The sequence below is a fragment of the Klebsiella sp. JN_Kp127 genome (assembly GCF_040062505.1).
GTDB classification, from domain to species: Bacteria; Pseudomonadota; Gammaproteobacteria; order Enterobacterales; family Enterobacteriaceae; genus Klebsiella; species Klebsiella quasipneumoniae.
The window spans coordinates 98,619-119,701 of the sequence record NZ_JBEAHS010000033.1 but is presented as its reverse complement, the minus strand read 5'-3'; the positions used below and the strand labels follow the sequence as shown (position 1 = coordinate 119,701).

The 21,083-nt window shown below is 59.3% G+C and carries 21 protein-coding genes; 12 read left to right on the top strand and 9 right to left on the bottom strand.

Annotated elements, in window-relative coordinates; translation table 11 throughout:
* The first annotated feature begins 241 nt into the window (after positions 1-241).
* The 4 genes from ABLV04_RS11395 to glnB all read left to right on the top strand — a co-directional run bounded on the left by ABLV04_RS11395 (position 242) and on the right by glnB (position 4,107).
* Positions 242-1,663 carry a HAMP domain-containing sensor histidine kinase gene (locus ABLV04_RS11395; protein WP_072420910.1) on the top strand — a complete coding sequence of 474 codons (1,422 nt, stop codon included), beginning with the start codon at positions 242-244 and terminating at the stop codon, positions 1,661-1,663.
* Between the two features lie 29 nt (positions 1,664-1,692).
* The gene (gene qseG / locus ABLV04_RS11390; protein ID WP_049013880.1) at positions 1,693-2,379 is read left to right on the top strand and encodes a two-component system QseEF-associated lipoprotein QseG; all 687 of its coding nucleotides are present in this window, start codon (positions 1,693-1,695) and stop codon (positions 2,377-2,379) included.
* Positions 2,366-3,703 (top strand): two-component system response regulator GlrR, encoded by a 1,338-nt coding sequence (gene glrR / locus ABLV04_RS11385; RefSeq protein WP_023290658.1) that lies wholly within the window; start codon positions 2,366-2,368, stop codon positions 3,701-3,703. The genes qseG and glrR overlap by 14 nt, the downstream gene beginning before the upstream one ends.
* A gap of 65 nt (positions 3,704-3,768) precedes the next feature.
* Complete coding sequence (glnB, locus tag ABLV04_RS11380; RefSeq protein WP_002914032.1) at positions 3,769-4,107, top strand: nitrogen regulatory protein P-II; 339 nt, start codon at positions 3,769-3,771, stop codon at positions 4,105-4,107.
* A 74-nt stretch (positions 4,108-4,181) separates the two neighbouring features.
* Here glnB and hmpA read toward each other — a convergent pair whose 3' ends face one another.
* Positions 4,182-5,372 carry an NO-inducible flavohemoprotein gene (hmpA, locus tag ABLV04_RS11375; protein WP_087824329.1) on the bottom strand — a complete coding sequence of 397 codons (1,191 nt, stop codon included), beginning with the start codon at positions 5,370-5,372 and terminating at the stop codon, positions 4,182-4,184.
* Positions 5,373-5,697: 325 nt separating this feature from the next.
* Between hmpA and glyA the strand changes: the two genes are divergently transcribed.
* Positions 5,698-6,951, top strand: a complete 1,254-nt coding sequence (gene glyA / locus ABLV04_RS11370; protein ID WP_002914027.1) for a serine hydroxymethyltransferase — start codon at positions 5,698-5,700, stop codon at positions 6,949-6,951.
* Positions 6,952-7,006: 55 nt separating this feature from the next.
* Here the strand turns inward: glyA and ABLV04_RS11365 are convergent, their stop codons facing one another.
* The 6 genes from ABLV04_RS11365 to hcaE all read right to left on the bottom strand — a co-directional run bounded on the left by ABLV04_RS11365 (position 7,007) and on the right by hcaE (position 11,748).
* Positions 7,007-7,429 carry a DoxX family protein gene (locus ABLV04_RS11365; RefSeq protein ID WP_023290656.1) on the bottom strand — a complete coding sequence of 141 codons (423 nt, stop codon included), beginning with the start codon at positions 7,427-7,429 and terminating at the stop codon, positions 7,007-7,009.
* Positions 7,430-7,530: 101 nt separating this feature from the next.
* Positions 7,531-8,733 carry a phenylpropionate dioxygenase ferredoxin reductase subunit gene (gene hcaD, locus ABLV04_RS11360; protein ID WP_147734019.1) on the bottom strand — a complete coding sequence of 401 codons (1,203 nt, stop codon included), beginning with the start codon at positions 8,731-8,733 and terminating at the stop codon, positions 7,531-7,533.
* Positions 8,734-8,742: 9 nt separating this feature from the next.
* Complete coding sequence (gene hcaB, locus ABLV04_RS11355) at positions 8,743-9,555, bottom strand: 3-phenylpropionate-dihydrodiol/cinnamic acid-dihydrodiol dehydrogenase (RefSeq protein ID WP_060590182.1); 813 nt, start codon at positions 9,553-9,555, stop codon at positions 8,743-8,745.
* The gene (hcaC, locus tag ABLV04_RS11350; RefSeq protein WP_044524356.1) at positions 9,555-9,872 is read right to left on the bottom strand and encodes a 3-phenylpropionate/cinnamic acid dioxygenase ferredoxin subunit; all 318 of its coding nucleotides are present in this window, start codon (positions 9,870-9,872) and stop codon (positions 9,555-9,557) included. Before hcaC ends, hcaB begins: the two co-directional genes overlap by 1 nt.
* A complete protein-coding gene (hcaF, locus tag ABLV04_RS11345; protein WP_348815741.1) occupies positions 9,872-10,390 on the bottom strand; it encodes a 3-phenylpropionate/cinnamic acid dioxygenase subunit beta in 519 nt (172 codons plus the stop codon). Before hcaF ends, hcaC begins: the two co-directional genes overlap by 1 nt.
* Positions 10,387-11,748, bottom strand: a complete 1,362-nt coding sequence (gene hcaE, locus ABLV04_RS11340; protein ID WP_180265877.1) for a 3-phenylpropionate/cinnamic acid dioxygenase subunit alpha — start codon at positions 11,746-11,748, stop codon at positions 10,387-10,389. Before hcaE ends, hcaF begins: the two co-directional genes overlap by 4 nt.
* A 135-nt stretch (positions 11,749-11,883) precedes the next feature.
* Here hcaE and hcaR point away from each other — a divergent pair, with 135 nt between their 5' ends.
* The gene (hcaR, locus tag ABLV04_RS11335; protein WP_023290650.1) at positions 11,884-12,768 is read left to right on the top strand and encodes a DNA-binding transcriptional regulator HcaR; all 885 of its coding nucleotides are present in this window, start codon (positions 11,884-11,886) and stop codon (positions 12,766-12,768) included.
* Positions 12,769-13,090: 322 nt separating this feature from the next.
* Positions 13,091-14,227 carry a 3-phenylpropionate MFS transporter gene (locus ABLV04_RS11330; protein WP_048336304.1) on the top strand — a complete coding sequence of 379 codons (1,137 nt, stop codon included), beginning with the start codon at positions 13,091-13,093 and terminating at the stop codon, positions 14,225-14,227.
* Here the strand turns inward: ABLV04_RS11330 and csiE are convergent.
* Positions 14,224-15,501, bottom strand: a complete 1,278-nt coding sequence (csiE, locus tag ABLV04_RS11325; protein ID WP_135719576.1) for a stationary phase inducible protein CsiE — start codon at positions 15,499-15,501, stop codon at positions 14,224-14,226. The two genes, ABLV04_RS11330 and csiE, sit on opposite strands and share 4 nt — an antisense overlap.
* A gap of 124 nt (positions 15,502-15,625) precedes the next feature.
* Between csiE and ABLV04_RS11320 the strand changes: the two genes are divergently transcribed.
* On the top strand, positions 15,626-16,264 hold the full coding sequence (locus tag ABLV04_RS11320) for a DUF1007 family protein (RefSeq protein ID WP_101862562.1): 639 nt from the start codon (positions 15,626-15,628) through the stop codon (positions 16,262-16,264).
* Positions 16,255-17,235 carry a nickel/cobalt transporter gene (locus ABLV04_RS11315; protein WP_023290646.1) on the top strand — a complete coding sequence of 327 codons (981 nt, stop codon included), beginning with the start codon at positions 16,255-16,257 and terminating at the stop codon, positions 17,233-17,235. Before ABLV04_RS11320 ends, ABLV04_RS11315 begins: the two co-directional genes overlap by 10 nt.
* A 47-nt stretch (positions 17,236-17,282) precedes the next feature.
* Here ABLV04_RS11315 and suhB read toward each other — a convergent pair whose 3' ends face one another.
* Positions 17,283-18,086 carry an inositol-1-monophosphatase gene (suhB, locus tag ABLV04_RS11310; RefSeq protein ID WP_002913995.1) on the bottom strand — a complete coding sequence of 268 codons (804 nt, stop codon included), beginning with the start codon at positions 18,084-18,086 and terminating at the stop codon, positions 17,283-17,285.
* 120 nt (positions 18,087-18,206) lie between these two features.
* Here suhB and trmJ point away from each other — a divergent pair, with 120 nt between their 5' ends.
* The 3 genes from trmJ to iscS all read left to right on the top strand — a co-directional run bounded on the left by trmJ (position 18,207) and on the right by iscS (position 21,082).
* The gene (gene trmJ, locus ABLV04_RS11305; RefSeq protein ID WP_023290645.1) at positions 18,207-18,941 is read left to right on the top strand and encodes a tRNA (cytosine(32)/uridine(32)-2'-O)-methyltransferase TrmJ; all 735 of its coding nucleotides are present in this window, start codon (positions 18,207-18,209) and stop codon (positions 18,939-18,941) included.
* 256 nt (positions 18,942-19,197) lie between these two features.
* A complete protein-coding gene (gene iscR / locus ABLV04_RS11300; RefSeq protein WP_002913993.1) occupies positions 19,198-19,689 on the top strand; it encodes a Fe-S cluster assembly transcriptional regulator IscR in 492 nt (163 codons plus the stop codon).
* A 178-nt stretch (positions 19,690-19,867) separates the two neighbouring features.
* Positions 19,868-21,082, top strand: coding sequence for a cysteine desulfurase (gene iscS / locus ABLV04_RS11295; protein ID WP_017900428.1), 1,215 nt, complete (start codon positions 19,868-19,870; stop codon positions 21,080-21,082).
* Position 21,083 lies beyond the last annotated feature (1 nt).

The following is a 21,083-nucleotide window of genomic DNA, read 5'->3' as shown; positions in this document are numbered from 1 at the left end:
GGACGCGCTACATAAACTTCGAATGACGCACAAACAGGTGCCTGCCGTCCAACTCCTGATAACAGCCTGGCTTTATCAGACATCGGGCGAAACGTCGAGTAAGGCACCGCCTCATTTCTCAACAAAGCCAGGCCTTGCGCCTGGCTTTGTTGTTTCTGCGGCGCCGTGGCGACGGGTATCGCTTTTCTCCGCCGCGCTCCTCAGTTAGCATCGACCAGAGCTAATGATTGAGACCACACCCTTGAAGCGACTCTCTCTTTTTCCCCGTTCGCTGCGTCAGCTGGTGACGCTCTCCTTTGTGCTGATCCTGCTGCCGTTGCTGGTGCTGGCCTGGCAGGCCTGGCAGAGCCTCAATGCCCTCAGCGCCCAGGCGGCGCATATCAACCGCACTACGCTGGTCGATGCCCGCCGCAGCGAGGCGATGATCAATGCCGCGCTGGAGATGGAGCGCAGCTATCGCCAGTACTGCGTGCTGGACGATCCGACGCTGGCGCGCGTCTATCAAAACCAGCGGCAGCGCTACAGCCAGATGCTGGACGCGCACGCCGGCGTGCTGCCGGACGAGAAGCTCTGGCAGGCGCTGCGCCAGGATGTCAGCGATCTGGCGCAGCTGCAGTGTAACAACAGCGGCCCCGACGCCCAGGCAGCCGCCAGACTGGAAGTGTTCGCCAGTAATAACAGCGACATGGTCCAGGCGACCCGGGCGGTGGTCTATTCCCGCGGCCAGCAGCTGCAGCAGGAGATTGCCGAGCGCGGCCAGTTTTTCGGCTGGCAGGCGCTGGTGCTGTTTCTGCTGAGCCTGGCGCTGGTGCTGCTTTTTACCCGCATGATCATCGGCCCGGTGAAAGGCATCGAAAGAATGATCAACCAGCTGGGGGCTGGGAAGTCGCTGGACGACGCGGCATTGTTTACCGGCCCGCGCGAGCTGCGCTCGGTGGGCAAGCGCATTATCTGGCTCAGCGAGCGCCTGGCATGGCTGGAGTCGCAGCGGCATCAGTTTCTTCGCCATCTGTCGCATGAGCTGAAAACCCCGCTGGCCAGTATGCGTGAAGGCACCGAGCTGTTGGCCGACCGTGTAGCCGGGCCGCTAACGCCGGAGCAGCAGGAGATCGTCGAGATCCTCGACAGCAGCAGCCGCAACCTGCAAAAGCTGATTGAACAGCTGCTGGACTACAACCGCAAACAGGCCGACGGCCCGGTAGCCCGGGAAGAAGTGGACCTGGTGGAGCTGGTGGAAAACGTCGTGGCGGCGCACAGTTTGCCCGCGCGGGCTAAACTGATGCATACCGAGCTGGCGCTGCAGGCGCGGCATTGTCTGGCAGAGCCTGCGCTATTGATAAGCGTAATGGATAATCTCTACTCCAATGCGGTGCACTATGGCGCTGAATCCGGTAACATTCGTATCCATAGCTACCGGCACGGAGAGCAGGTGCGTATTGATGTCGCCAACAGCGGCGAACCGATCCCGGCCGCGGAAAAGAATATGATTTTTGAGCCCTTTTACCAGGGGAGTCACCAGCGTAAAGGGGCCGTGAAAGGCAGTGGACTGGGGTTAAGCATCGCCCGCGACTGCGTCCGTCAGATGCAAGGGGAGCTCAGTCTGGTTGACGCCCCCGCCGGGCAGGTCTGTTTTCGCATTACGCTTCCCTCAGCGCCGGAATAATCCAACTAATGAATCGATATCGGGGAACTATGTCCCAATTCCTGGCCTGGCGCCGTTCCCTTAGCGGATGGCTGCTCTCAGGCATTGCTTGTCTGACGCTGGCGGGGTGTTCCGCCGGCTTCTCGCCGCATAGTGCGGAAGGTGCCGCCGCCCCCGGGCAGGCGCAGCATCAGGTGGCCGATTTTGTCGCGGTGGACTGCGCCGATATCTGGGCGCACAGCAGCGATGCCAGCGACAAAAACCCCCTCTACTGGCTGCGGGGCATTGACTGCGCCGATCGTCTCGCGCCGGCGCAGGCGCGAGCGGAGGCGAAACGCCATACCGACGACAGCTGGCAGGACGCGTTCCGCCGCGGCATTCTGCTTGCCGATGCCAAAATTACCCCTGACGAGCGCCGCGAGCTGGTGGCGCGTCTCGACACCTTCAGCCCGCAAATCGCCGTTCAGGTCCGCCCGCTGTATCAGCTCTGGCGCGACGGGCAGACCCGTCAGCTGCAGCTGGTGGAGGAGCGAGCCCGCTACGCGAAGCTTCAGCAGTCCAGCGATAGCGAGCTGGAGACGTTGCGCCAGCAGGAGCAGTCGCTGCGCGAACAGCTGGAGCTGACCACCCGTAAGCTGGAGAATCTGACGGATATTGAACGCCAGCTCTCCAGCCGCAAGCCGGGCGGCAATTTCGGCAGCGAAAAAGTGCCGGAGGTGATCCATGACGATCCGTAAACCGGCGCGTTTGCTGCTGGTGGATGACGATCCGGGGCTGCTGAAGCTGCTGGGCATGCGCCTGGTCAGCGAAGGCTATAGCGTGGTCACCGCCGAGAGCGGCCCGGAAGCGCTGCGCGTGCTGGGGCGTGAGAAGGTGGATCTGGTGATTAGCGATCTGCGGATGGATGAAATGGACGGTCTGCAGCTCTTCAGTGAGATCCAGAAGGGACAGCCCGGCATGCCGGTGATCATTCTCACCGCCCATGGCTCGATCCCCGACGCGGTGGCGGCCACCCAGCAGGGCGTCTTCAGCTTCCTGACTAAGCCGGTTGATAAAGACGCCTTGTATCAAGCCATTGATGAGGCGCTGGAGCAGCGCTCGCCAGCCACCGACGAAGCCTGGCGTCAGGCCATTGTCACCCGCAGCCCGCTGATGCTGCGCCTGCTCGAGCAGGCCGGGATGGTGGCGCAGTCCGACGTTAGCGTGCTGATTAACGGCCAGAGCGGGACCGGGAAGGAGATAGTCGCCCAGGCGATCCACAACGCCAGCCCGCGTCATGACAAGCCGTTCGTGGCGATTAACTGCGGCGCGCTGCCGGAACAGCTGCTCGAGTCCGAACTGTTCGGCCATGCGCGGGGCGCCTTTACCGGCGCGGTCAGCAACCGCGAAGGGTTATTCCAGGCCGCCGAAGGCGGTACGCTGTTTCTCGATGAGATTGGCGATATGCCGGTCGCCCTGCAGGTGAAGCTGCTGCGCGTCCTGCAGGAGCGTAAGGTACGCCCGCTCGGCAGCAACCGCGATATCGAGATCAACGTGCGGATCATCTCCGCCACCCACCGCGACCTGCCGAAGGCGATGGCTCGCGGCGAGTTTCGCGAAGATCTGTTCTATCGCCTCAATGTGGTTAACCTGAAGATCCCGCCGCTCTCCGAACGCACGGAAGATATTCCGCTGTTGGCCAACCATCTGCTGCGTCAGTCCGCCGATCGCCATAAGCCGTTCGTTCGGGCGTTTTCCAGCGATGCGATGAAGCGGCTGATGGCCGCCAACTGGCCCGGCAATGTGCGCCAGCTGGTGAACGTGATTGAGCAGTGCGTGGCCCTGACCTCGTCGCCGGTGATCGGCGATGCGCTGGTGGAGCAGGCGCTGGAGGGCGAGAACACCGCCCTGCCGACCTTCGTGGAGGCGCGCAATCAGTTTGAGCTGAACTACCTGCGTAAGCTGCTGCAGATTACCAGGGGCAACGTCACCCATGCCGCGCGGATGGCTGGACGCAACCGCACTGAATTCTATAAGCTGCTGTCGCGCCATGAGCTCGACGCCAACGACTTTAAAGAGTAGCTCCGCAACATAGCGCAAGTTATGATACGGTAAGCAACCGGTTACGCGACTAAGACAGGAACACCATGAAAAAGATTGATGCGATTATTAAACCTTTCAAACTGGATGACGTGCGTGAAGCGCTGGCCGAAGTCGGCATCACCGGGATGACGGTAACGGAAGTGAAAGGCTTTGGCCGCCAGAAAGGGCACACCGAACTCTACCGCGGCGCGGAGTATATGGTGGATTTTCTGCCGAAAGTGAAAATTGAAATCGTGGTGACCGACGATATCGTCGATACCTGTGTGGATACCATCATCCGTACCGCGCAGACCGGCAAAATCGGTGACGGTAAAATCTTTGTCTTTGATGTCGCGCGCGTGATTCGTATCCGTACCGGCGAAGAAGACGACGCGGCGATTTAACGCTCGCCGCTCGCTGTAGTATTGCCGGGTGGCGCTGCGCTTACCCGGCCTACAAATCCCCGCGTCGTCGGGGCTTACAGCACCTTATGCGGCCCGAAGCATTCGTAATGAATGTTGCCGCTGCTCACGCCCAGATCTACCAGCTGCTTCGCGGCAAACTGCATAAACGCCACCGGGCCGCAGAGATAGAACTGCATTTGCGGGTCGCCGATCTTGCCGGCCAGGGCCGTTAAATCCATCAAACCTTCGCTATCAAACGCGCCGGATTCACGGTCCGCTTCGCTCGGGCTGCGGTACCAGACGTGAGATGTAAACTTCGGCAGGGTTTCACCCAGCGTTTTAACTTCGTCCGCGAAGGCGTGCACGTCGCCGTTCTCTGCCGCATGGAACCAGTTCACCTGACCCTGATGGCGGCTATTCGCCAGCGCATCCAGCATCGCCAGCATCGGCGTTTGCCCGACGCCGCCGGAGAGCAGAGTGACCGGCGTCTGCGGCTCAACGTTAAGGAAGAAGTCCCCGGCCGGCGCCGCCAGATAGACCACATCGCCTTCGCTGGCATGGTTATGCAGCCAGCTGGAAACCTGGCCGCCTTCCTCGCGTTTAACCGCGATGCGGTAGCCCTTGCCGTCCGCTTTGCGGGTCAGGGAGTACTGGCGAATTTCCTGATATTCGAAATCTTCCGGCTTCAGCCAGATGGCCAGATACTGGCCAGGCTGGTAATCGGCGACCGGCTGGCCGTCGACCGGCTCGAGCTCAAAGCTGGTGATAAGCTGGCTGCGCGGGGTTTTCTTCACGATGCGGAACGCGCGGGTCCCTTCCCAGCCGCCGGTTTTACTGGCGTTTTGCTGATAGATCTCGGCTTCGCGGCCGATAAAGACGTTCGCCAGCACGCCGTAAGCTTTCCCCCAGGCATCAAGGACTTCCTGACCCGGGCTGAACATTTCATCGAGGGTCGCCAGCAGATGGCTGCCCACGATGTTGTACTGCTCCGGTTTGATCTGGAAACTGGTGTGTTTCTGGGCGATTTTTTCCACCGCCGGCAGCAGGGCGGGCAGGTTATCGATATTGCTGGCGTAGGCGGCAATGGCGTTGAACAACGCTTCTCGCTGGTCGCCGTTGCGCTGGTTGCTCATATTGAAGATCTCTTTGAGCTCCGGGTTATGCGCAAACATACGATCGTAGAAATGGGCGGTTAATTTTGGTCCAGTCTCTACCAGCAGGGGGATGGTGGCTTTGACCGTAGCGATGGTTTGAGCGTCGAGCATAGCGTGCTTCCTTGTGTGTTACTTTAATGATGTATTTTAAATGCATCTTAAGGAAATAACCCTGCGTTGTAAATGGTTCTTTAACACTTTCCGCCGTTGCAGTTACAACATGAAGAATTTGCATCACAATCCTGAAAAGAAATCCGTTGATACTGAGAGAGGCGTTATTGCTCAAAGCCTTGTGTCATGCGGAGCCAAACGTTTGCGTAAAATCCTTTGTCAAGACCTGTTATCACAGAATGATTCGGTTATACTGTGGGCCGTTGTCCAATCGGACCGCCTTTTTAGGCCGAAATTTTATTGTTAGCTGAGTCAGGAGATGCGGATGTTAAAGCGTGAAATGAACATTGCCGATTATGATGCCGAACTGTGGCAGGCTATGGAGCAGGAAAAAGTACGTCAGGAAGAGCACATCGAACTGATCGCCTCCGAAAACTACACCAGTCCGCGCGTGATGCAGGCGCAGGGCTCTCAGCTGACCAACAAATATGCTGAAGGATATCCGGGCAAGCGTTACTACGGCGGCTGCGAATATGTCGACGTGGTTGAGCAGCTGGCTATCGACCGCGCGAAAGAGCTGTTCGGCGCTGACTATGCTAACGTCCAGCCGCACTCCGGCTCCCAGGCTAACTTTGCCGTTTATACCGCGCTGCTGCAGCCGGGCGATACCGTGCTGGGGATGAACCTGGCGCAGGGCGGCCACCTGACTCACGGCTCTCCGGTTAACTTCTCCGGCAAACTGTACAACATCATCCCTTACGGTATTGATGAGTCCGGCAAAATTGACTATGACGACATGGCGAAGCAGGCTCAGGAACATAAACCGAAGATGATCATCGGTGGTTTCTCCGCTTACTCCGGTATCGTTGACTGGGCAAAAATGCGTGAAATCGCTGACAGCATCGGCGCATACCTGTTTGTCGATATGGCGCACGTGGCAGGCCTGATTGCCGCTGGCGTGTATCCGAACCCGGTTCCGCATGCTCACGTCGTGACCACCACCACCCACAAAACCCTGGCGGGTCCGCGCGGCGGCCTGATCCTGGCGAAAGGCGGTAGCGAAGAGCTGTACAAGAAACTGAACTCTGCGGTATTCCCAAGCGCGCAGGGCGGCCCGCTGATGCACGTTATCGCGGCGAAAGCGGTGGCGCTGAAAGAAGCGATGGAGCCAGAGTTTAAAGTTTACCAGCAGCAGGTTGCGAAAAACGCCAAAGCAATGGTGGAAGTGTTCCTGAACCGCGGCTACAAAGTGGTGTCTGGCGGTACTGAGAACCATCTGTTCCTGCTGGACCTGGTGGATAAAAACCTGACCGGTAAAGAAGCTGACGCTGCCCTGGGCCGCGCCAACATCACCGTCAACAAAAACAGCGTACCGAACGATCCGAAGAGCCCGTTCGTAACCTCCGGTATCCGTATCGGTTCTCCGGCGGTGACTCGCCGCGGCTTTAAAGAAGCGGAAGTCAAAGAGCTGGCTGGCTGGATGTGTGATGTGCTGGACAATATCAATGACGACGCGGTCATTGAGCGCGTGAAAGGCAAAGTCCTGGATATCTGCGCCCGCTTCCCGGTTTATGCGTAAGCGTTAGCGTTGACATCAAAAAGGCCGCGTTTGCGGCCTTTTTTGCGTCTGGAGATTAGCGGCGGTCGAGCGAAATCGCTCCGGGGCCGGTTACCGCCAGCAGCAGGAAAGCGCCGGCGATGCTGACGTTTTTCCAGAAGTTAATCATGTTCGGCAATACCGCATCGCCAGTCATATCCCAGTAGTGATGGCCAATCACCGCGGTGCCCAGGGTGTAGAAGATAAAGATGACCGCCAGCGGGCGGGTGAAAAAGCCCAGCACAATTAAAATGGCGGCAGGCACTTCCATAATGACGGCGATAATCGCCGCCAGGGTCGGCATCGGCGCGCCGGAGGCGGCCATGTACTGCACCGTACCGTCAAAGCCCAGCAGTTTGGGGTAGCCAAAAAGAATAAACAGAACTACCACGGCGATGCGGGCGATAAGCAGTAGCAGAGAGCGGGATGCGCCAAAATCAAAATAGCGGAGTGTGTTCATAATCAGCTCGTTATGAGAGAAGTGTCCTTTAAACGTAATACACGTTTTTGCTTCCCGCCACGTTAGTTCTGGCAACATCCCCGGTCCGCTGAACAACGAAATTACCGCATTTTTAACGGGACGCTTTCATCGCATAGCGTTTCGGCGTTCACCGCTTGACCACTCTGGATGAGCTTGCGCAGCGTGCGGATCTCGCGACCGTGATTGAGGGTGACCGCGCCGGTTAACACGCCGTCACGCAGCTGGAACCAGATCGCTTTGCGATCGGCGGGCGCTCCCCGACACCACCACTTTTCGCCCTGCATATCGCCAATAAACTGCAGGTTATCTTCGTACTGATCGGTCCAGAACCAGCCTGGCGCCCTGGCGGGGCGTGGTTTGCCAAGCATGGCCGCAGCGGCAATCTGCGCCTGGATATTGGCATTTTCCCAGCTCTCGACGCGCGACAGCGAACCATCTGATTGCCGCGTCAGCGTGACGTCGCCGGCGGCAAAAATAGCCGGGTCCGAGGTCCTGCCGTCGGCATCCACGACGATGCCTTTGTCGGTCTCCAGCCCGGCGCGGCGCGCGAGAGCATCGTTAGCCACGATGCCAATGCCATATACGACCGTCCCGGCGCGCAGGGTTTCGCCACTCTGTAAAGTGAGGGTGAGGTGGGTTCCCTGTTCCGCCTGTTCGATGGCGCTGTTCAACAGCACCCGTACCCCGGCCTGGCGATGGCGGGCCAGCAGGTAATCGCGGACCGGCGGCGGGGCGTTGCGACCCATCACCGTCGACGCCTGCTCCACCACCGTGACGCGACAGCCGCGCTGAATTGCGCTGGCGGCCAACTCCAGGCCGATGGTGCCTGCGCCGACGATAACCACCTCGCTCCCTGGCTGCAGCGCCGCGCGCAGACGCGCAGCATCGCCGGCGTGTCGCAGGGTCTGGCAACGTTCCCCCAGCGCATCGAGCAGCGGCAGCGGCCTGGCGGCGGCTCCGGTCGCCAGCAGCAGTTGTCGCCAGTGAAAGACGCGATTGTCTGCCAGCGTCAGGCTCTGCGCCTGACGATCGATATCGCGCAGCGTCACACCGAGATGCAGCTGGACGTTGTTGTCCTGCCACCAGCTGGCGGGGAGCACCGGCTGTCGCTGCGGATCTGCATCCAGCAGCATCGCTTTCGACAGCGGCGGGCGCTCATAGGGTAAATGGGGTTCATCAGAAAACAGGTGCAGGGGACCCTGGTAACCCTGCTGGCGGAGGGCCGCAGCGGCCATCGCCCCGGCCTGTCCACCGCCGATAATGGCAATCATCGGTTCGCTCATCATCACTCCTTAAAGGTTTAGTCCGGCGGCGACATGGCGGATCCCGCGGATCCCCAGCCCGCCATCGGCATTGATCATCACCCCGCTCAGCGTCCGATTATTACGTCGGGAAGCCAGCATGACGTACGGGCCGGTGAAATCGACCGGTTCGGGGAAAAACTGCAGTGGCAGGATGGCGGCGATCTTCTCCGCCGTCAGGGAGTGCATTATCGTGGTGTCGCTTTGCCCCAGCGCCTGCGGGCCGCGCAGATCGGTCGCCATCCCGCAGGGGCCAACGCCGTTGACCCGCACCTTCGGCGCCAGCTCGTAGGCCAGCTGGCGAATTAAGCCGGTCGCCGCATGTTTGCTGGCGGTGTAGAGCGGGCCGCCGCCGCCCGGATACCAGGCCGCGTTGGAGAGGGTCAGAATAATGCTGCCTTCGCTGGCGATTAATGCCGGGGCGCAGGCCTTGGCGCCGAGCAGATAGCCCAGCACGTTGACGTTGAACAGCTCATGGAAGCCATTCTCCAGCGCCTCCGCCGGGGTGTCCATCAGGGAGGCGTTATGATCCCAGATGCCGGCGTTGCCGATAAAACAGTCCAGACGGCCATAGGTGGTGAGGATCTGATCCACTGCGCGCTGATAATCACCGTAGCGGGTTACGCTGCCTTCCACCGCCAGCACCCGATCGCCAAAGCGCTGGCGCAGGCTGGCGACTTTCGCGCCGGACAGTTCGAGGGTCGCGACCTTCGCCCCCTCGTCAATAAAGCGCTCAACCAGCGCCAGACCCAGGCCGGAACCGCCGCCGGTAATCAACACCACGTTATCGCGTAAATCGCTCATCAGGCCTCCTCAGGAATATCAATAAACACCTCACCGCCTTCCACGTGCACCGTATAGGTGGTCAGCGGCTCGGTGGCGGGCAGACACAGCGCTTTGCCGGTTTTCAGGCAGAAACTGGCGGCGTGTAGTGGACATTCCACCGTCGCGTCGTCTTCCAGGTAGCCTTCGGACATCGACGCGTTGCCATGGCTGCAGCGATCGTTAACGGCATAAAACGCTCCGCCAATATGGAACAGGGCAATAACGGGAGAGGTCTCCAGGCGGAGGGCTTCCCCCTCCGGCAGCTCCACGGTGGAGCAGGCGAATATTCGATTCATCAGAAGAGTACGCTCAGGTTGTGGGACACGATCACTGCCTGATCGAGCACGATCTCTCGAGCCGTCAGGCGCCACTCGCCGCCAGGCAGACGGCGGACGGTGTCCCTCCGCGTGCCGACGTAGCAGGTCTCGTCACGCTCCTTTTGCGCGCGATATAGCAGATAGTTAAGGCGCACGGCGAAGCGATCCGGTTGTCCGGTTTCGCTGATCTGCAGGTTGTTAATCAGATGGCGGGTGCGGGATGGCGGCTCCTCTGCCCATGCCATGCCGGTCTCCAGGCGAGCAATCCGGCGCTCAAGCTGGTCTTTGTTGTCATTAAAGATCCAGGTGGTCGGCGGCTGGACCCCTTTGCGACGGTCGCGGGTCTGGGCGTTGACGGTCGTGCGCATGGTGTAGCGGATCTCGTCGTCCAGCTGCGTCAGCCAGTCGCGAAACTGCCAGTCGTCCAGCAGACGCGCCTCCTCGTAGAGGAACTGGCTGATGCGGTAGTGCAGTTCAGCAGAGACTAAGGCGCTCATTTCATCACCTCCTGCTGGTAAGCGGCGGTTTTTTCCTGCACTTCCTGCCACGTTTCGCTGCTTAACAGATCGGCCCAGCGCTGGTACATACCGCGGGCGGCAGTTTCGGAAAAGATATAGTTGGTTATCCCCGGAATGCCATCTGTGCGGCGTTTTTCCTCGCCTAATCCCATCTCCAGACACAGGCTGGTGTGACGCGCCCGGTGTCCTTTCAGCAGTTTTTGAATTTCACACCAGTTTTCCGAGTCATCCTGCTCGAGGAAACCAGCCGGACCAAAGGCGCGCGTGGCGCTGTTTTCGAACGCCGCTTTGACCTCATCGGAGGCGGCTTTATCGGTGAGACAGAATGCCCAGACCTCAACCCGATCCGGTCCTCGCGGGTGCCAGACGCGCAGCGTGGCGGTACCGTTTAGCCACGAGAGGGTCGGGAAGATGTTATTGTGACCTGCGAGGCGCAGGGCGCGGACGGTGCCCAGCCGCTGCTCGGCTTCGGCAAAGGTATCGCGGTAATAGCGGGAGACCTCGCCGTCGACCCAGACGTTAGCGTCCGGCTGTTCGGTGAAGAAAAAGCCGCTGCCGTGCCCCTCCTGACCAAACTGCAGCGCATCTTTGGCAGTCTCCCACACCGGGCGGGCGGTCTGTCCTTCGCCCAGGCGCTTTTCACTGCCATCATCTTTCGCGCCCAGCACCTGCACCGCCGAGGCGTGGCTGAACAGCGCGTGATACTGGTCGCTGGCGAACTGCTCGGCGGGGAATTTCCAGTTGCAGTCGATGGTCCACTTCTGTACGCCGCCAACGATCTCGGTCCCGCCTTCACGACGGTCGAGGACGCCGTCAAGATACCAGGCCATATCGCCCAGATAGTCACGCAGCGTGGGGGCTGTAGGATCCCAGTTGGCGAAAATAAGGCCTTTGTAACTTTCCACACACGGGACTTCATTGAGCCCCCAGTGGGACTTGCACAGCCCCTGCGGGTAGGCGCGCGGCTCGAGCGGGACGTCGATCAGCTCGCCGTCGATGCCATAAGACCAGCCGTGATAGGGGCAGGTGAAGGCCCGGGTATTGCCGCAGTCGGCGTAGCTCACGCGCATCGCGCGGTGACGACATTGATTTAAAAAGGCTTTAATGCTGCCGTCCTTTTGGCGGACCACCACCACGGCATCTTCACCCATGTACGTGTTAAAGAAATCCCCTGCCCGCGGGATCTGGCTTTCATGGGCCAGAAACAGCCAGCAGCGGCCAAAGATCCGCTCCAGCTCAAGCTGATAGATCTCAGGGTCGGTATAGATCAGTGGGGTGACGCGACCGTTTTGCGGGTCGACCAGTTGGTAGACATCGGTTTTCATTTTGGTGGTCATTTTTTTCATCCTGTGGGGTAAGAGGTATTGACCTTCTCTTTTTTGTGTCATCCTTATGTTGCTTGTGGGTTATCAATGTGTGAAATAGTTAATTTCTACCAGCTGAGATGTTTTATCGATAACAAGGAGGGGTTGATGGAATTGAGGCACCTGCGCTATTTCGTCGCGGTGGCGCAGGAACTTAACTTCACCCGCGCGGCAGAAAAACTGCATACCTCGCAACCTTCGCTGAGCAGTCAAATTCGCGATCTGGAACACTGCGTCGGCGTGTCGTTGCTTGAGCGCGACAAACGCAAGGTGACGCTGACGGCGGCGGGGGAGTGTTTTCTGCAGGATGCTAAGGCGATACTCGACCAGGCAGAGAGTGCCAAAATGCGCGCGCGAAAAATCGTCCAGCACGATAACCACCTGGCGATTGGTTTTGTTCCGTCGGCCGAAGTCAATTTGCTGCCCGGCGTTCTGCCCTTGTTTCGCCGCAAACAACCGAATACCCGGGTTGAGCTGGTCAGTCTTATCACCACCGAGCAGGAAGATAAAATTCGCAGCGGTGAACTGGATATCGGACTGATGCGCCACCCGATCTACAGTCCGGAAATTGACTATCTTGAGTTGCTCCATGAACCGCTGGTGGTGGTGCTGCCGGTAGATCATCCGCTGGCGAAAGCAGAGAAGGTGAGCGCCAGCCAGCTGGACGGCGTTGATTTTGTCAGCACTGACCCGGCGTACTCTGGGGCGCTGGCGCCGATCGTCCAGGCGTGGTTCGAACAGCAAAAAAGCCAGCCGCGTATTGTCCAGGTGGCGACCAATATTCTGGTGACCATGAATCTGGTGGGGATGGGGCTCGGGGTGACTTTGATACCCGGTTATATGAATCATTTTAATACTGGCCGGGTGGTTTTTCGTCCTATCGCCGGCAATGCCCCGACCATTGCGCTGCTGATGGCATGGAAAAAAGGCACCATCAAGCCGGCGCTGGCCGATTTTATCGCCACGGCCAGAGAGCATGCGGCTGCAGGATAATCTCCTGTCTGTAGCGGACCGCTGACGGGCGGCGGCGCCTGAACGTCGGTCGTAAGCTGTGATGAACTTCACGATTTTAACGCAAACTTTCAGGGTTATGTCTGTCAGACTGTCTGGTCTGTCATCCTACGCCATGGCTACCTCCAACGCCTCGGGCACTGCGTTTCAGCCGCGGTATCCGCCGGAATGCCATTTTTTCCGCCAGGGGCGTCGCCCGGAGAACGAGGCACCATGGTGAATAAACCGCCTTTTTCCGCTTTCTGCCTGACTTGCGTCCGCCGGGGTTTATCGCCAGACTGTCGCCACCATTCGGGAGGAAATCATGGTCTTGCACTCCACGCGCTGGCTGGCGCTCAGTTACTTCACCTACTTTTTTAGCTACGGTATTTTTCTGCCCTTCTGGAGCGTCTGGCTGGCCGGCAACGGACTGACCCCGGAAACCATCGGCATCTTGCTCGGCGCCGGTCTGGTAGCCCGTTTTCTCGGCAGCCTGCTGATCGCCCCGCGGGTGAGCGACCCCTCCCGGCTGATCGCCGCGCTGCGCGTGCTGGCGCTGTTAACCTTGCTCTTCGCGCTGGCCTTCTGGGCCGGCAGCCATGTCGCATGGCTGCTGGCGATCATTGTGGGCTTCAATCTGTTCTTTTCGCCGCTGGTGCCGCTGACGGATGCCCTGGCCAATACCTGGCAAAAGCAAATCACCATGGACTATGGCCGGGTGCGGCTATGGGGCTCCATCGCCTTTGTGATTGGTTCGGCGCTGACCGGCAAGCTGGTGAGCCTGTTTGATTACCGGGCGATCCTGCTGATGCTCAGCCTGGGCGTCGCCTCGATGCTGCTCGGCATGCTGCTGAAACCGTCGGTGATGCCCGAGGGGGCGTCGCGCCAGCAGCAGGGGGCCGGGCTGGCGGCCTGGCTGACGCTGGTGCGCCAGAGCTGGCGCTTTCTCGCCTGCGTTTGCCTGCTGCAGGGGGCGCACGCCGCCTACTACGGCTTTAGCGCCATTTACTGGCAGCAGGCAGGCTATTCAGCCTCGGCGGTGGGCTATTTGTGGTCGCTAGGCGTGGTGGCGGAAGTGGTGATCTTCGCGCTGAGTAAAAAGGTGTTCCGCCGCTTCAGCGCGCGGGATCTGCTGCTGCTCTCTGCCCTGTGCGGGCTGGTCCGCTGGACGCTGATGGGCTGGACCACGGCGCTGCCGGGGCTAATCCTCGCGCAGATCCTTCACTGCGGCACCTTTACGGTGTGTCATCTGGCGGCGATGCGCTATATCGCCGCCCGGCAGGGCAGCGAAGTGATCCGCCTGCAGGCCGTCTACTCCGCGGTGGCGATGGGCGGCAGTATTGCCATCATGACCGTCTTCGCCGGCTTCCTCTACCAGCACCTGCACCAGGGCGTGTTCTGGGTGATGGCGCTGCTGACCATCCCGGCGCTGGCTATCCGGCCAAAAACGGTGGCGGCCTAGTCTTCGAGCATCGCGCAGATATGCTGCTGCTGGCGTTCAGTGAAGCAGTTCTCCGCGTGGATCAGCGGCGGTGAAAACAGCGGCAGCGCCGTCGCATAGGGGGTGACGATAAGCGTCACCCCTTTGGGCGCCCCCTCTTTCTGAAAGCGCTCTACGCTCTGGTATTTGATGTTCAGCGGCAGCAGCGTCAGTTCGCGCAACTGCTGCTCCAGGGCCGCCTCCATATCCGGATTATCATCGGTCAGCAGCAGGACCTGCTTCTCATGCAGGTCGCTTTTCTGCATCAGCCAGGCGCCAAAGATCACCGCAATTAAGCCGGTCTCTTCCTCATTAAAACGGACGTGCCAGGCCTCTTCGAATTCGCTCAATGCCGCCTGGGTGGTACGCAGTAAGCGAGGATAGAGCCGGCTCACTTCCTCTGTGAGCGTGTTATCGATGCCGATAGCAAACACGCTGCGGATCAACGCCTGCGACAAGTGAATATAAAGCTGATCGCTCAGCCCCTGCTCGTCACTGAACGACCTGCCGGCGAGCATCTGGAAGCGGTGGATCAGGCCGGAAATAGCCAGCCGCAGGCGTCGATCCTGCGGGTGACCATCGCGAAGCGGATCGGGGGTTTTGAGCATCATAAACAGCAGCGAGAGGAAAAAAGGCTCTCCGACATGCGGCGCCGCGCCGACCCGACGCTGCCAGTGGCGGACAATCTCCTGCGCCAGGGTGAACTCGGCGGCGGTCTGCGCCCAGCGTTGCTGTTCATCATTGAAGTCGGGTGAATATCCCCGGTGATGCTCAAGCAGACAGTACTGCAGGTACAGGCGCAGAAACTGAACGTCCCGGCAGTCGAACTGGCGATTGAGCGCTCGCGCGCAGCGGTTCACCAGCGCCTGCAGGTTAGTATCATCGTAGAGGGTACGGGCAATGCCTTCCTGTTTAAGCTGCGTTTTCAGCGCCGGGGTAAAATGATGGTTTACGAACTGCGGGCACAGGCGCAGGCCCCGCCGCAGCGCATGCAGCAGGCATAAACGTTGGTCGAGCGCGGCGCCTTCAATCCGATAGCTGCCGTCCACCTGTGACCGAAGGGTCAGGCGGTGGTAACGCTGAATTTCGCGTCCGGTCTCCTCAATATCCTGCCGGGCCGTGGTCTCATCAACGAGGTTGATTCTGCCAAGCCGTTCAGTCGTTACCGACTGTCCGGGCAGATAAAACATCAGGAGCACCTGGCTACGGCGCTGTGGACTGGAAAGCGCAGATGGTGGTTCAATGACGGTCATCATCTGGTAAGTTCCAGTTAGGGTTTCCGCTAAGAATAGACAATGACAGCGGCGGGGGCAGGGAAGTGCGCCCGCTTTAGCTCAGGATTGCTGGCGAAGTTCACAGAATTTTTCACGTGAGGAACAGATGAACAGAGTGAAACAATGCACCAGCGCGGCGTTTTTCATGGTTTTATCATGGACAGCCGCCGCGCATCCGCATAGCTTCATCAGTTTGCAGAGCGAGCCGGTGGTCAAAGACGGCTTGCTGAGCGGGTTTAAAATGCGCTGGACGATGGATGAAATTACCTCATCGGATCTGCTCTACGACGCCGGAAACGCTAAACCGGGCAGCGAAGTATGGAAAAAACTGGCGGCGGAGGTGATGGCCAACGTGCTCGGCCAGCACTATTTCAGCGAGCTGTGGCACAACGGCCAGCGGGTGAAATTTGAAAATCGCCCCGACGGCTACGGTCTTGAGCGCGACGGCCTGCAGGCGGTACTGACCTTCATCCTGCCGCTGGCGACGCCGCAACCCGTTGCCGGACAGACATTTACCTTTTCCACTTTCGACCCGACCTACTATGTCGACATGTTTTATGACAAAGATAGCGATTTTTCCCTGCCCGCAGCGCTGCAGGCCGACTGTAAGGCAACGGTAATGACGCCAAAACCGAATGACAAAATGCTCTCATACGCCCAGTCGCTGGATAAAGCGGATGCGCCGCCGGAGGATATGGCGCTGGGCAGCTATTTTGCCCAGAAGGTGACCCTGACATGTCAGTAATTTTTACCCCGCGCACGCGCGCGTCGCGCTGGAAAGCGCTGTGGCCGTTGGCGCTACTGCTGGCCGTGAGCGTCACGGGCGGCTTCTGGCTGTGGCAGGCCTGGCCGCAGGTGCTGATGCAGAGCGCGGTCTGGCAGCGCGCGCTCAATCTGGAGCTCAGCCGCCTGCTGCAGGCGGTGGCGGAGAACCCGGCGGCGGCGGGGCTGTCGCTGCTTGGGTTCAGCTTCGTTTACGGGGTGCTCCATGCCTTAGGGCCCGGCCACGGCAAAATTGTCATTACCACCTGGCTTGCCACCCATCCCTCGAAGTTGAAATCGAGTATTAACCTGACGCTGGCCGCCTCTTTATTGCAGGGGCTGGTGGCTATCGCGCTGGTGGTAGTGGTGCTGGCGCTGCTGCAGCTGCCGGCGCGCCAGCTGCATCTCAGTAGTTTCTGGCTCGAGAAGGGGAGCTATTTGCTGGTGGGCGCGTTAGGTCTGCTGCTCTGCTGGCGGGCGCTGAAAAAGCTGCGTCTGCTGCTGAGCCGGCCAACGTTTACCGCGTTTACCCCGCATCATGTTCATAACGAACACTGCGGCTGCGGGCATCAGCATCTCCCGGCCCCTGAGCAGCTGCAGGCCGGCGACGACTGGCGGGCTCGCACCGTGATTGTCCTGTCGATGGGCATGCGTCCCTGCTCGGGGGCGATCATGGTCCTGCTGTTCAGCAAGGTGATCGGGGTGTTCAACTGGGGGATGGCGGCGGCGCTGGCGATGGCGGCAGGGACCTCATTAACTATCACGGCGCTGGCGCTGCTGGTGCACAGTTTTCGCCAGCTGGCGGTGAAGCTGGGTCGGCATCAGGCGCCGCCGCTGTGGCGCCAGGTGGGCTGGCTGACGCTGGCGCTGGCCGGCGGCGTGGCGCTGCTGGTGGCCGCTGTCGTGATGTGGAGTAGCGCGATCGCGCCAGGCGGCGGTTTGCGACCGTTTTAGAACATAAAAAAAGGAAGCCGCGGCTTCCTTTTTACATCTGCAAGAGATTAACGCTTCAGCGCGTCGCTCAGCTGCTCGCGCATATTCGCCAGCATCGCTTTCACCACACGCGGGTTACCGGCAACGATGTTGCCCGTCAGCATATAGTTATGACCGCCGGTGAAGTCGCAAACGATAGCGCCTGCTTCACGGGCGATCAGCTCGCCTGCGGCGAAATCCCATGGTTTCAGGGCAATTTCAAAGTAACCGTCAACGCGGCCGGCGGCAACGTAGGCCAGATCCAGCGCGGCGGAGCCGGTGCGGCGGAAATCGGCGCATTCGGTGAACATGTTGCCGAGAATATTCATGTAAGTGGTGGCGTGCTGCTTCGCCTTGAACGGGAAGCCGGTCGCGATGATGGTGCCGTCGAGGTCGCGAGCGTTGCTGCCGCGCAGACGGTAGCCGTTCAGCTGCGCGCCCTGGCCGCGGGTCGCGGTGAACAGTTCGTTACGCATCGGATCGTAAACCACCGCGACTTCAGTACGGCCTTTGATGCGTACGGCGATGGAAACAGAGAAGTGCGGCAGACGTTTAACGAAGTTGGTGGTGCCATCCAGTGGATCGATAACCCATTGAACATCCTGCTCTTCACCAGCGTGTTCACCGCTTTCTTCGGTGATAATGGTGTGCTGCGGGTAAGATTTGCGAATGGTTTCGATAATAATCGCTTCGGCGGCTTTATCGACGTTGGTCACAAAATCATTGCTGCCTTTCTGGCTGGTTTCTACGGTGTCTGGCGTTTCGTAGTGTTTGGCAATTAAATTACCCGCCTTGCGCGCGGCGCGCACGGCGATGTTCAGCATCGGATGCATCGGTCTCTCTCACTGGATGTTAAAGAACGGGAAAAAACGGCGCATATAATAACAGCGAATTCTGCTTATGTCTCCGTTTTATGGTAGCATGCCCGAATAATCTTTAGCCGAAGAACCATAATGCTGCAAAATATTCGAATCGTACTGGTAGAAACCTCCCACACCGGCAATATGGGCTCCGTTGCCCGCGCGATGAAAACCATGGGCTTAACCAACCTGTGGCTGGTCAATCCGCTGGTGAAACCTGATTCCCAGGCCATTGCGCTGGCCGCGGGCGCCAGCGACGTCATTGGCAACGCGCAGATCGTCGATACCCTTGATGAAGCGCTGGCGGGCTGTAGCCTGGTGGTTGGCACCAGCGCGCGCTCCCGCACGCTGCCGTGGCCGATGCTCGATCCCCGCGAATGCGGCCTGAAAAGCATCGCCGAAGGCCAGCATGCGCCGGTGGCGCTGGTGTTTGGCCGCGAGCGCGTTGGCCTGACCAACGACGAACTGCAGAAGTGTCACTACCATGTGGCCATCGCCGCCAACCCGGAGTACAGCTCGCTGAACCTGGCGATGGCGGTGCAGGTTATCGCCTACGAAGTGCGGATGGCCTGGCTGGCGGCGCAGGAGCAAGCGCAGCCGGCGGTTGAGCACGAAGAAGCGCCGTACCCGCTGGTGGATGACCTGGAGCGTTTCTACGGTCATCTTGAGCAGACGCTGCTGGCGACGGGCTTTATTCGCCCGAATCATCCGGGGCAGGTGATGAACAAACTGCGTCGTCTGTTCACTCGTGCGCGCCCGGAAAGCCAGGAGCTGAACATCCTGCGCGGCATGCTGGCCTCGATTGACCAGCAGAATAAAGGCAAGTAACCGCGTTGATGCCGGATGGCGCTGCGCTTATCCGGCATGCAAATCACGCGGCCCTTGCTATCTCCTGGTGGGAGAGGGCCGGGGTGAGGGCGCCCGGCAACGCGGAAGGAAAACGGCACGGAAAGCCAAATACCTGACTAAAACAGTCAAGTAAATAGTTGACCAAATTACTCGGGAATGTCAGACTTGGCCCTGCTATGCAATACCCATATTAATAAAAAGCCCGGCCAGGGGCGAGTTTGAGGTTAAGTAAGACATGAGACTGACATCTAAAGGGCGTTATGCCGTGACCGCGATGCTTGACGTTGCGCTCAACTCTGAAACGGGCCCGGTGCCGTTGGCAGATATTTCAGAGCGTCAGGGAATTTCGCTTTCCTATCTGGAACAGCTGTTCTCTCGCCTGCGTAAAAATGGCCTGGTTTCCAGCGTTCGTGGCCCAGGCGGCGGTTACCTGTTAGGTAAAGATGCCGGCAGTATCGCCGTCGGCGAAGTCATTAGCGCCGTGGACGAATCCGTTGACGCTACCCGTTGCCAGGGCAAGGGCGGCTGTCAGGGCGGCGATAAATGCCTGACTCACGCGCTGTGGCGCGATCTGAGCGAACGCCTGACCGGCTTCCTGAACAATATCACCCTCGGGGAACTGGTGAATAACCAGGAGATCCTCGATGTTTCCGGTCGTCAGCATCAGCACGAAACCCAGCGCAATGCGCGCACCCAGGACGCGATCGACGTTAAACTGCGCGCCTGAGTGACCCGTCCCGTTTCGGGCTGCGGCTGACAGGGCGAGGCAGCGCGAAACGGCGGGACAACGATTATAAAGAGCTTTCAGAATCAGGCCGGGATGCTCCGACATTCCGTGTACTCGGTCGTACATCAAGCCGGTTGCCTGATTCCTTGCATTGAGTGATGTACGGAGTTTAAGAGCAATGAAATTACCGATTTACCTCGATTACTCCGCAACCACGCCGGTGGACCCGCGTGTTGCCGAGAAAATGATGCAGTTCCTGACCATGGACGGGACCTTTGGTAACCCGGCCTCCCGTTCCCACCGTTTTGGCTGGCAGGCTGAAGAGGCTGTTGATATCGCCCGCAATCAGATTGCCGAGCTGGTCGGTGCCGACCCGCGCGAAATCGTCTTTACCTCTGGTGCGACTGAATCCGACAACCTGGCGATCAAGGGTGCAGCCAACTTTTATCAGAAAAAAGGCAAGCACATCATCACCAGCAAAACCGAGCATAAAGCGGTTCTGGATACCTGCCGTCAGCTGGAGCGCGAAGGCTTCGAAGTGACCTACCTGGCGCCGCAGAGCAACGGGATTATCGATCTGAAAGAGCTGGAAGCGGCGATGCGTGACGACACCATCCTGGTTTCCATCATGCATGTGAATAACGAAATCGGCGTGGTGCAGGATATCGCTACCATCGGCGAGATGTGTCGCGCCCGCGGTATCATTTACCACGTAGACGCCACCCAGAGCGTGGGCAAGCTGCCTATCGATCTGAGCCAGCTGAAAGTTGACCTGATGTCCTTCTCCGGTCACAAAATCTACGGTCCGAAAGGCATCGGCGCGCTGTACGTGCGTCGTAAGCCGCGTATTCGTATCGAAGCGCAAATCCACGGCGGCGGCCACGAGCGCGGTATGCGTTCCGGTACTCTGCCTGTTCACCAGATCGTCGGCATGGGTGAAGCTTACCGTATCGCCAAAGAAGAGATGGAAAGCGAGATGGCGCGTCTGCGCACGCTGCGCAACCGTCTGTGGAACGGCGTGAAGGATATGGAAGAAGTGTACCTCAACGGCGACCTCGAGCAGGGCGCGCCGAACATTCTAAACGTCAGCTTCAACTATGTTGAAGGCGAGTCGCTGATTATGGCGCTGAAAGACCTGGCGGTTTCCTCCGGTTCAGCCTGTACTTCCGCGAGCCTTGAGCCATCCTACGTGCTGCGCGCGTTAGGCATGACTGATGAACTGGCGCACAGTTCTATTCGTTTCTCTTTAGGTCGTTTCACTACCGAAGAAGAGATTGACTACGCCATCAACCTGATTCGTAAATCCATTGGCCGTCTGCGCGAGCTTTCTCCACTGTGGGAAATGTTCAAACAGGGCGTGGATCTGAACAGTATTGAATGGTCACATCACTAAT

Coding starts and splice junctions, on each gene's coding strand:
- qseG (WP_049013880.1), top strand. CDS start 1,693: ATGTCCCAATTCCTGGCCTGGCGCCGTTCCCTTAGCGGATGGCTGCTC.
- glrR (WP_023290658.1), top strand. CDS start 2,366: ATGACGATCCGTAAACCGGCGCGTTTGCTGCTGGTGGATGACGATCCG.
- glnB (WP_002914032.1), top strand. CDS start 3,769: ATGAAAAAGATTGATGCGATTATTAAACCTTTCAAACTGGATGACGTG.
- hmpA (WP_087824329.1), bottom strand. CDS start 5,372: ATGCTCGACGCTCAAACCATCGCTACGGTCAAAGCCACCATCCCCCTG.
- glyA (WP_002914027.1), top strand. CDS start 5,698: ATGTTAAAGCGTGAAATGAACATTGCCGATTATGATGCCGAACTGTGG.
- ABLV04_RS11365 (WP_023290656.1), bottom strand. CDS start 7,429: ATGAACACACTCCGCTATTTTGATTTTGGCGCATCCCGCTCTCTGCTA.
- hcaD (WP_147734019.1), bottom strand. CDS start 8,733: ATGAGCGAACCGATGATTGCCATTATCGGCGGTGGACAGGCCGGGGCG.
- hcaB (WP_060590182.1), bottom strand. CDS start 9,555: ATGAGCGATTTACGCGATAACGTGGTGTTGATTACCGGCGGCGGTTCC.
- hcaC (WP_044524356.1), bottom strand. CDS start 9,872: ATGAATCGAATATTCGCCTGCTCCACCGTGGAGCTGCCGGAGGGGGAA.
- hcaF (WP_348815741.1), bottom strand. CDS start 10,390: ATGAGCGCCTTAGTCTCTGCTGAACTGCACTACCGCATCAGCCAGTTC.
- hcaE (WP_180265877.1), bottom strand. CDS start 11,748: ATGACCACCAAAATGAAAACCGATGTCTACCAACTGGTCGACCCGCAA.
- hcaR (WP_023290650.1), top strand. CDS start 11,884: ATGGAATTGAGGCACCTGCGCTATTTCGTCGCGGTGGCGCAGGAACTT.
- ABLV04_RS11330 (WP_048336304.1), top strand. CDS start 13,091: ATGGTCTTGCACTCCACGCGCTGGCTGGCGCTCAGTTACTTCACCTAC.
- csiE (WP_135719576.1), bottom strand. CDS start 15,501: ATGATGACCGTCATTGAACCACCATCTGCGCTTTCCAGTCCACAGCGC.
- ABLV04_RS11320 (WP_101862562.1), top strand. CDS start 15,626: ATGAACAGAGTGAAACAATGCACCAGCGCGGCGTTTTTCATGGTTTTA.
- ABLV04_RS11315 (WP_023290646.1), top strand. CDS start 16,255: ATGTCAGTAATTTTTACCCCGCGCACGCGCGCGTCGCGCTGGAAAGCG.
- suhB (WP_002913995.1), bottom strand. CDS start 18,086: ATGCATCCGATGCTGAACATCGCCGTGCGCGCCGCGCGCAAGGCGGGT.
- trmJ (WP_023290645.1), top strand. CDS start 18,207: ATGCTGCAAAATATTCGAATCGTACTGGTAGAAACCTCCCACACCGGC.
- iscR (WP_002913993.1), top strand. CDS start 19,198: ATGAGACTGACATCTAAAGGGCGTTATGCCGTGACCGCGATGCTTGAC.
- iscS (WP_017900428.1), top strand. CDS start 19,868: ATGAAATTACCGATTTACCTCGATTACTCCGCAACCACGCCGGTGGAC.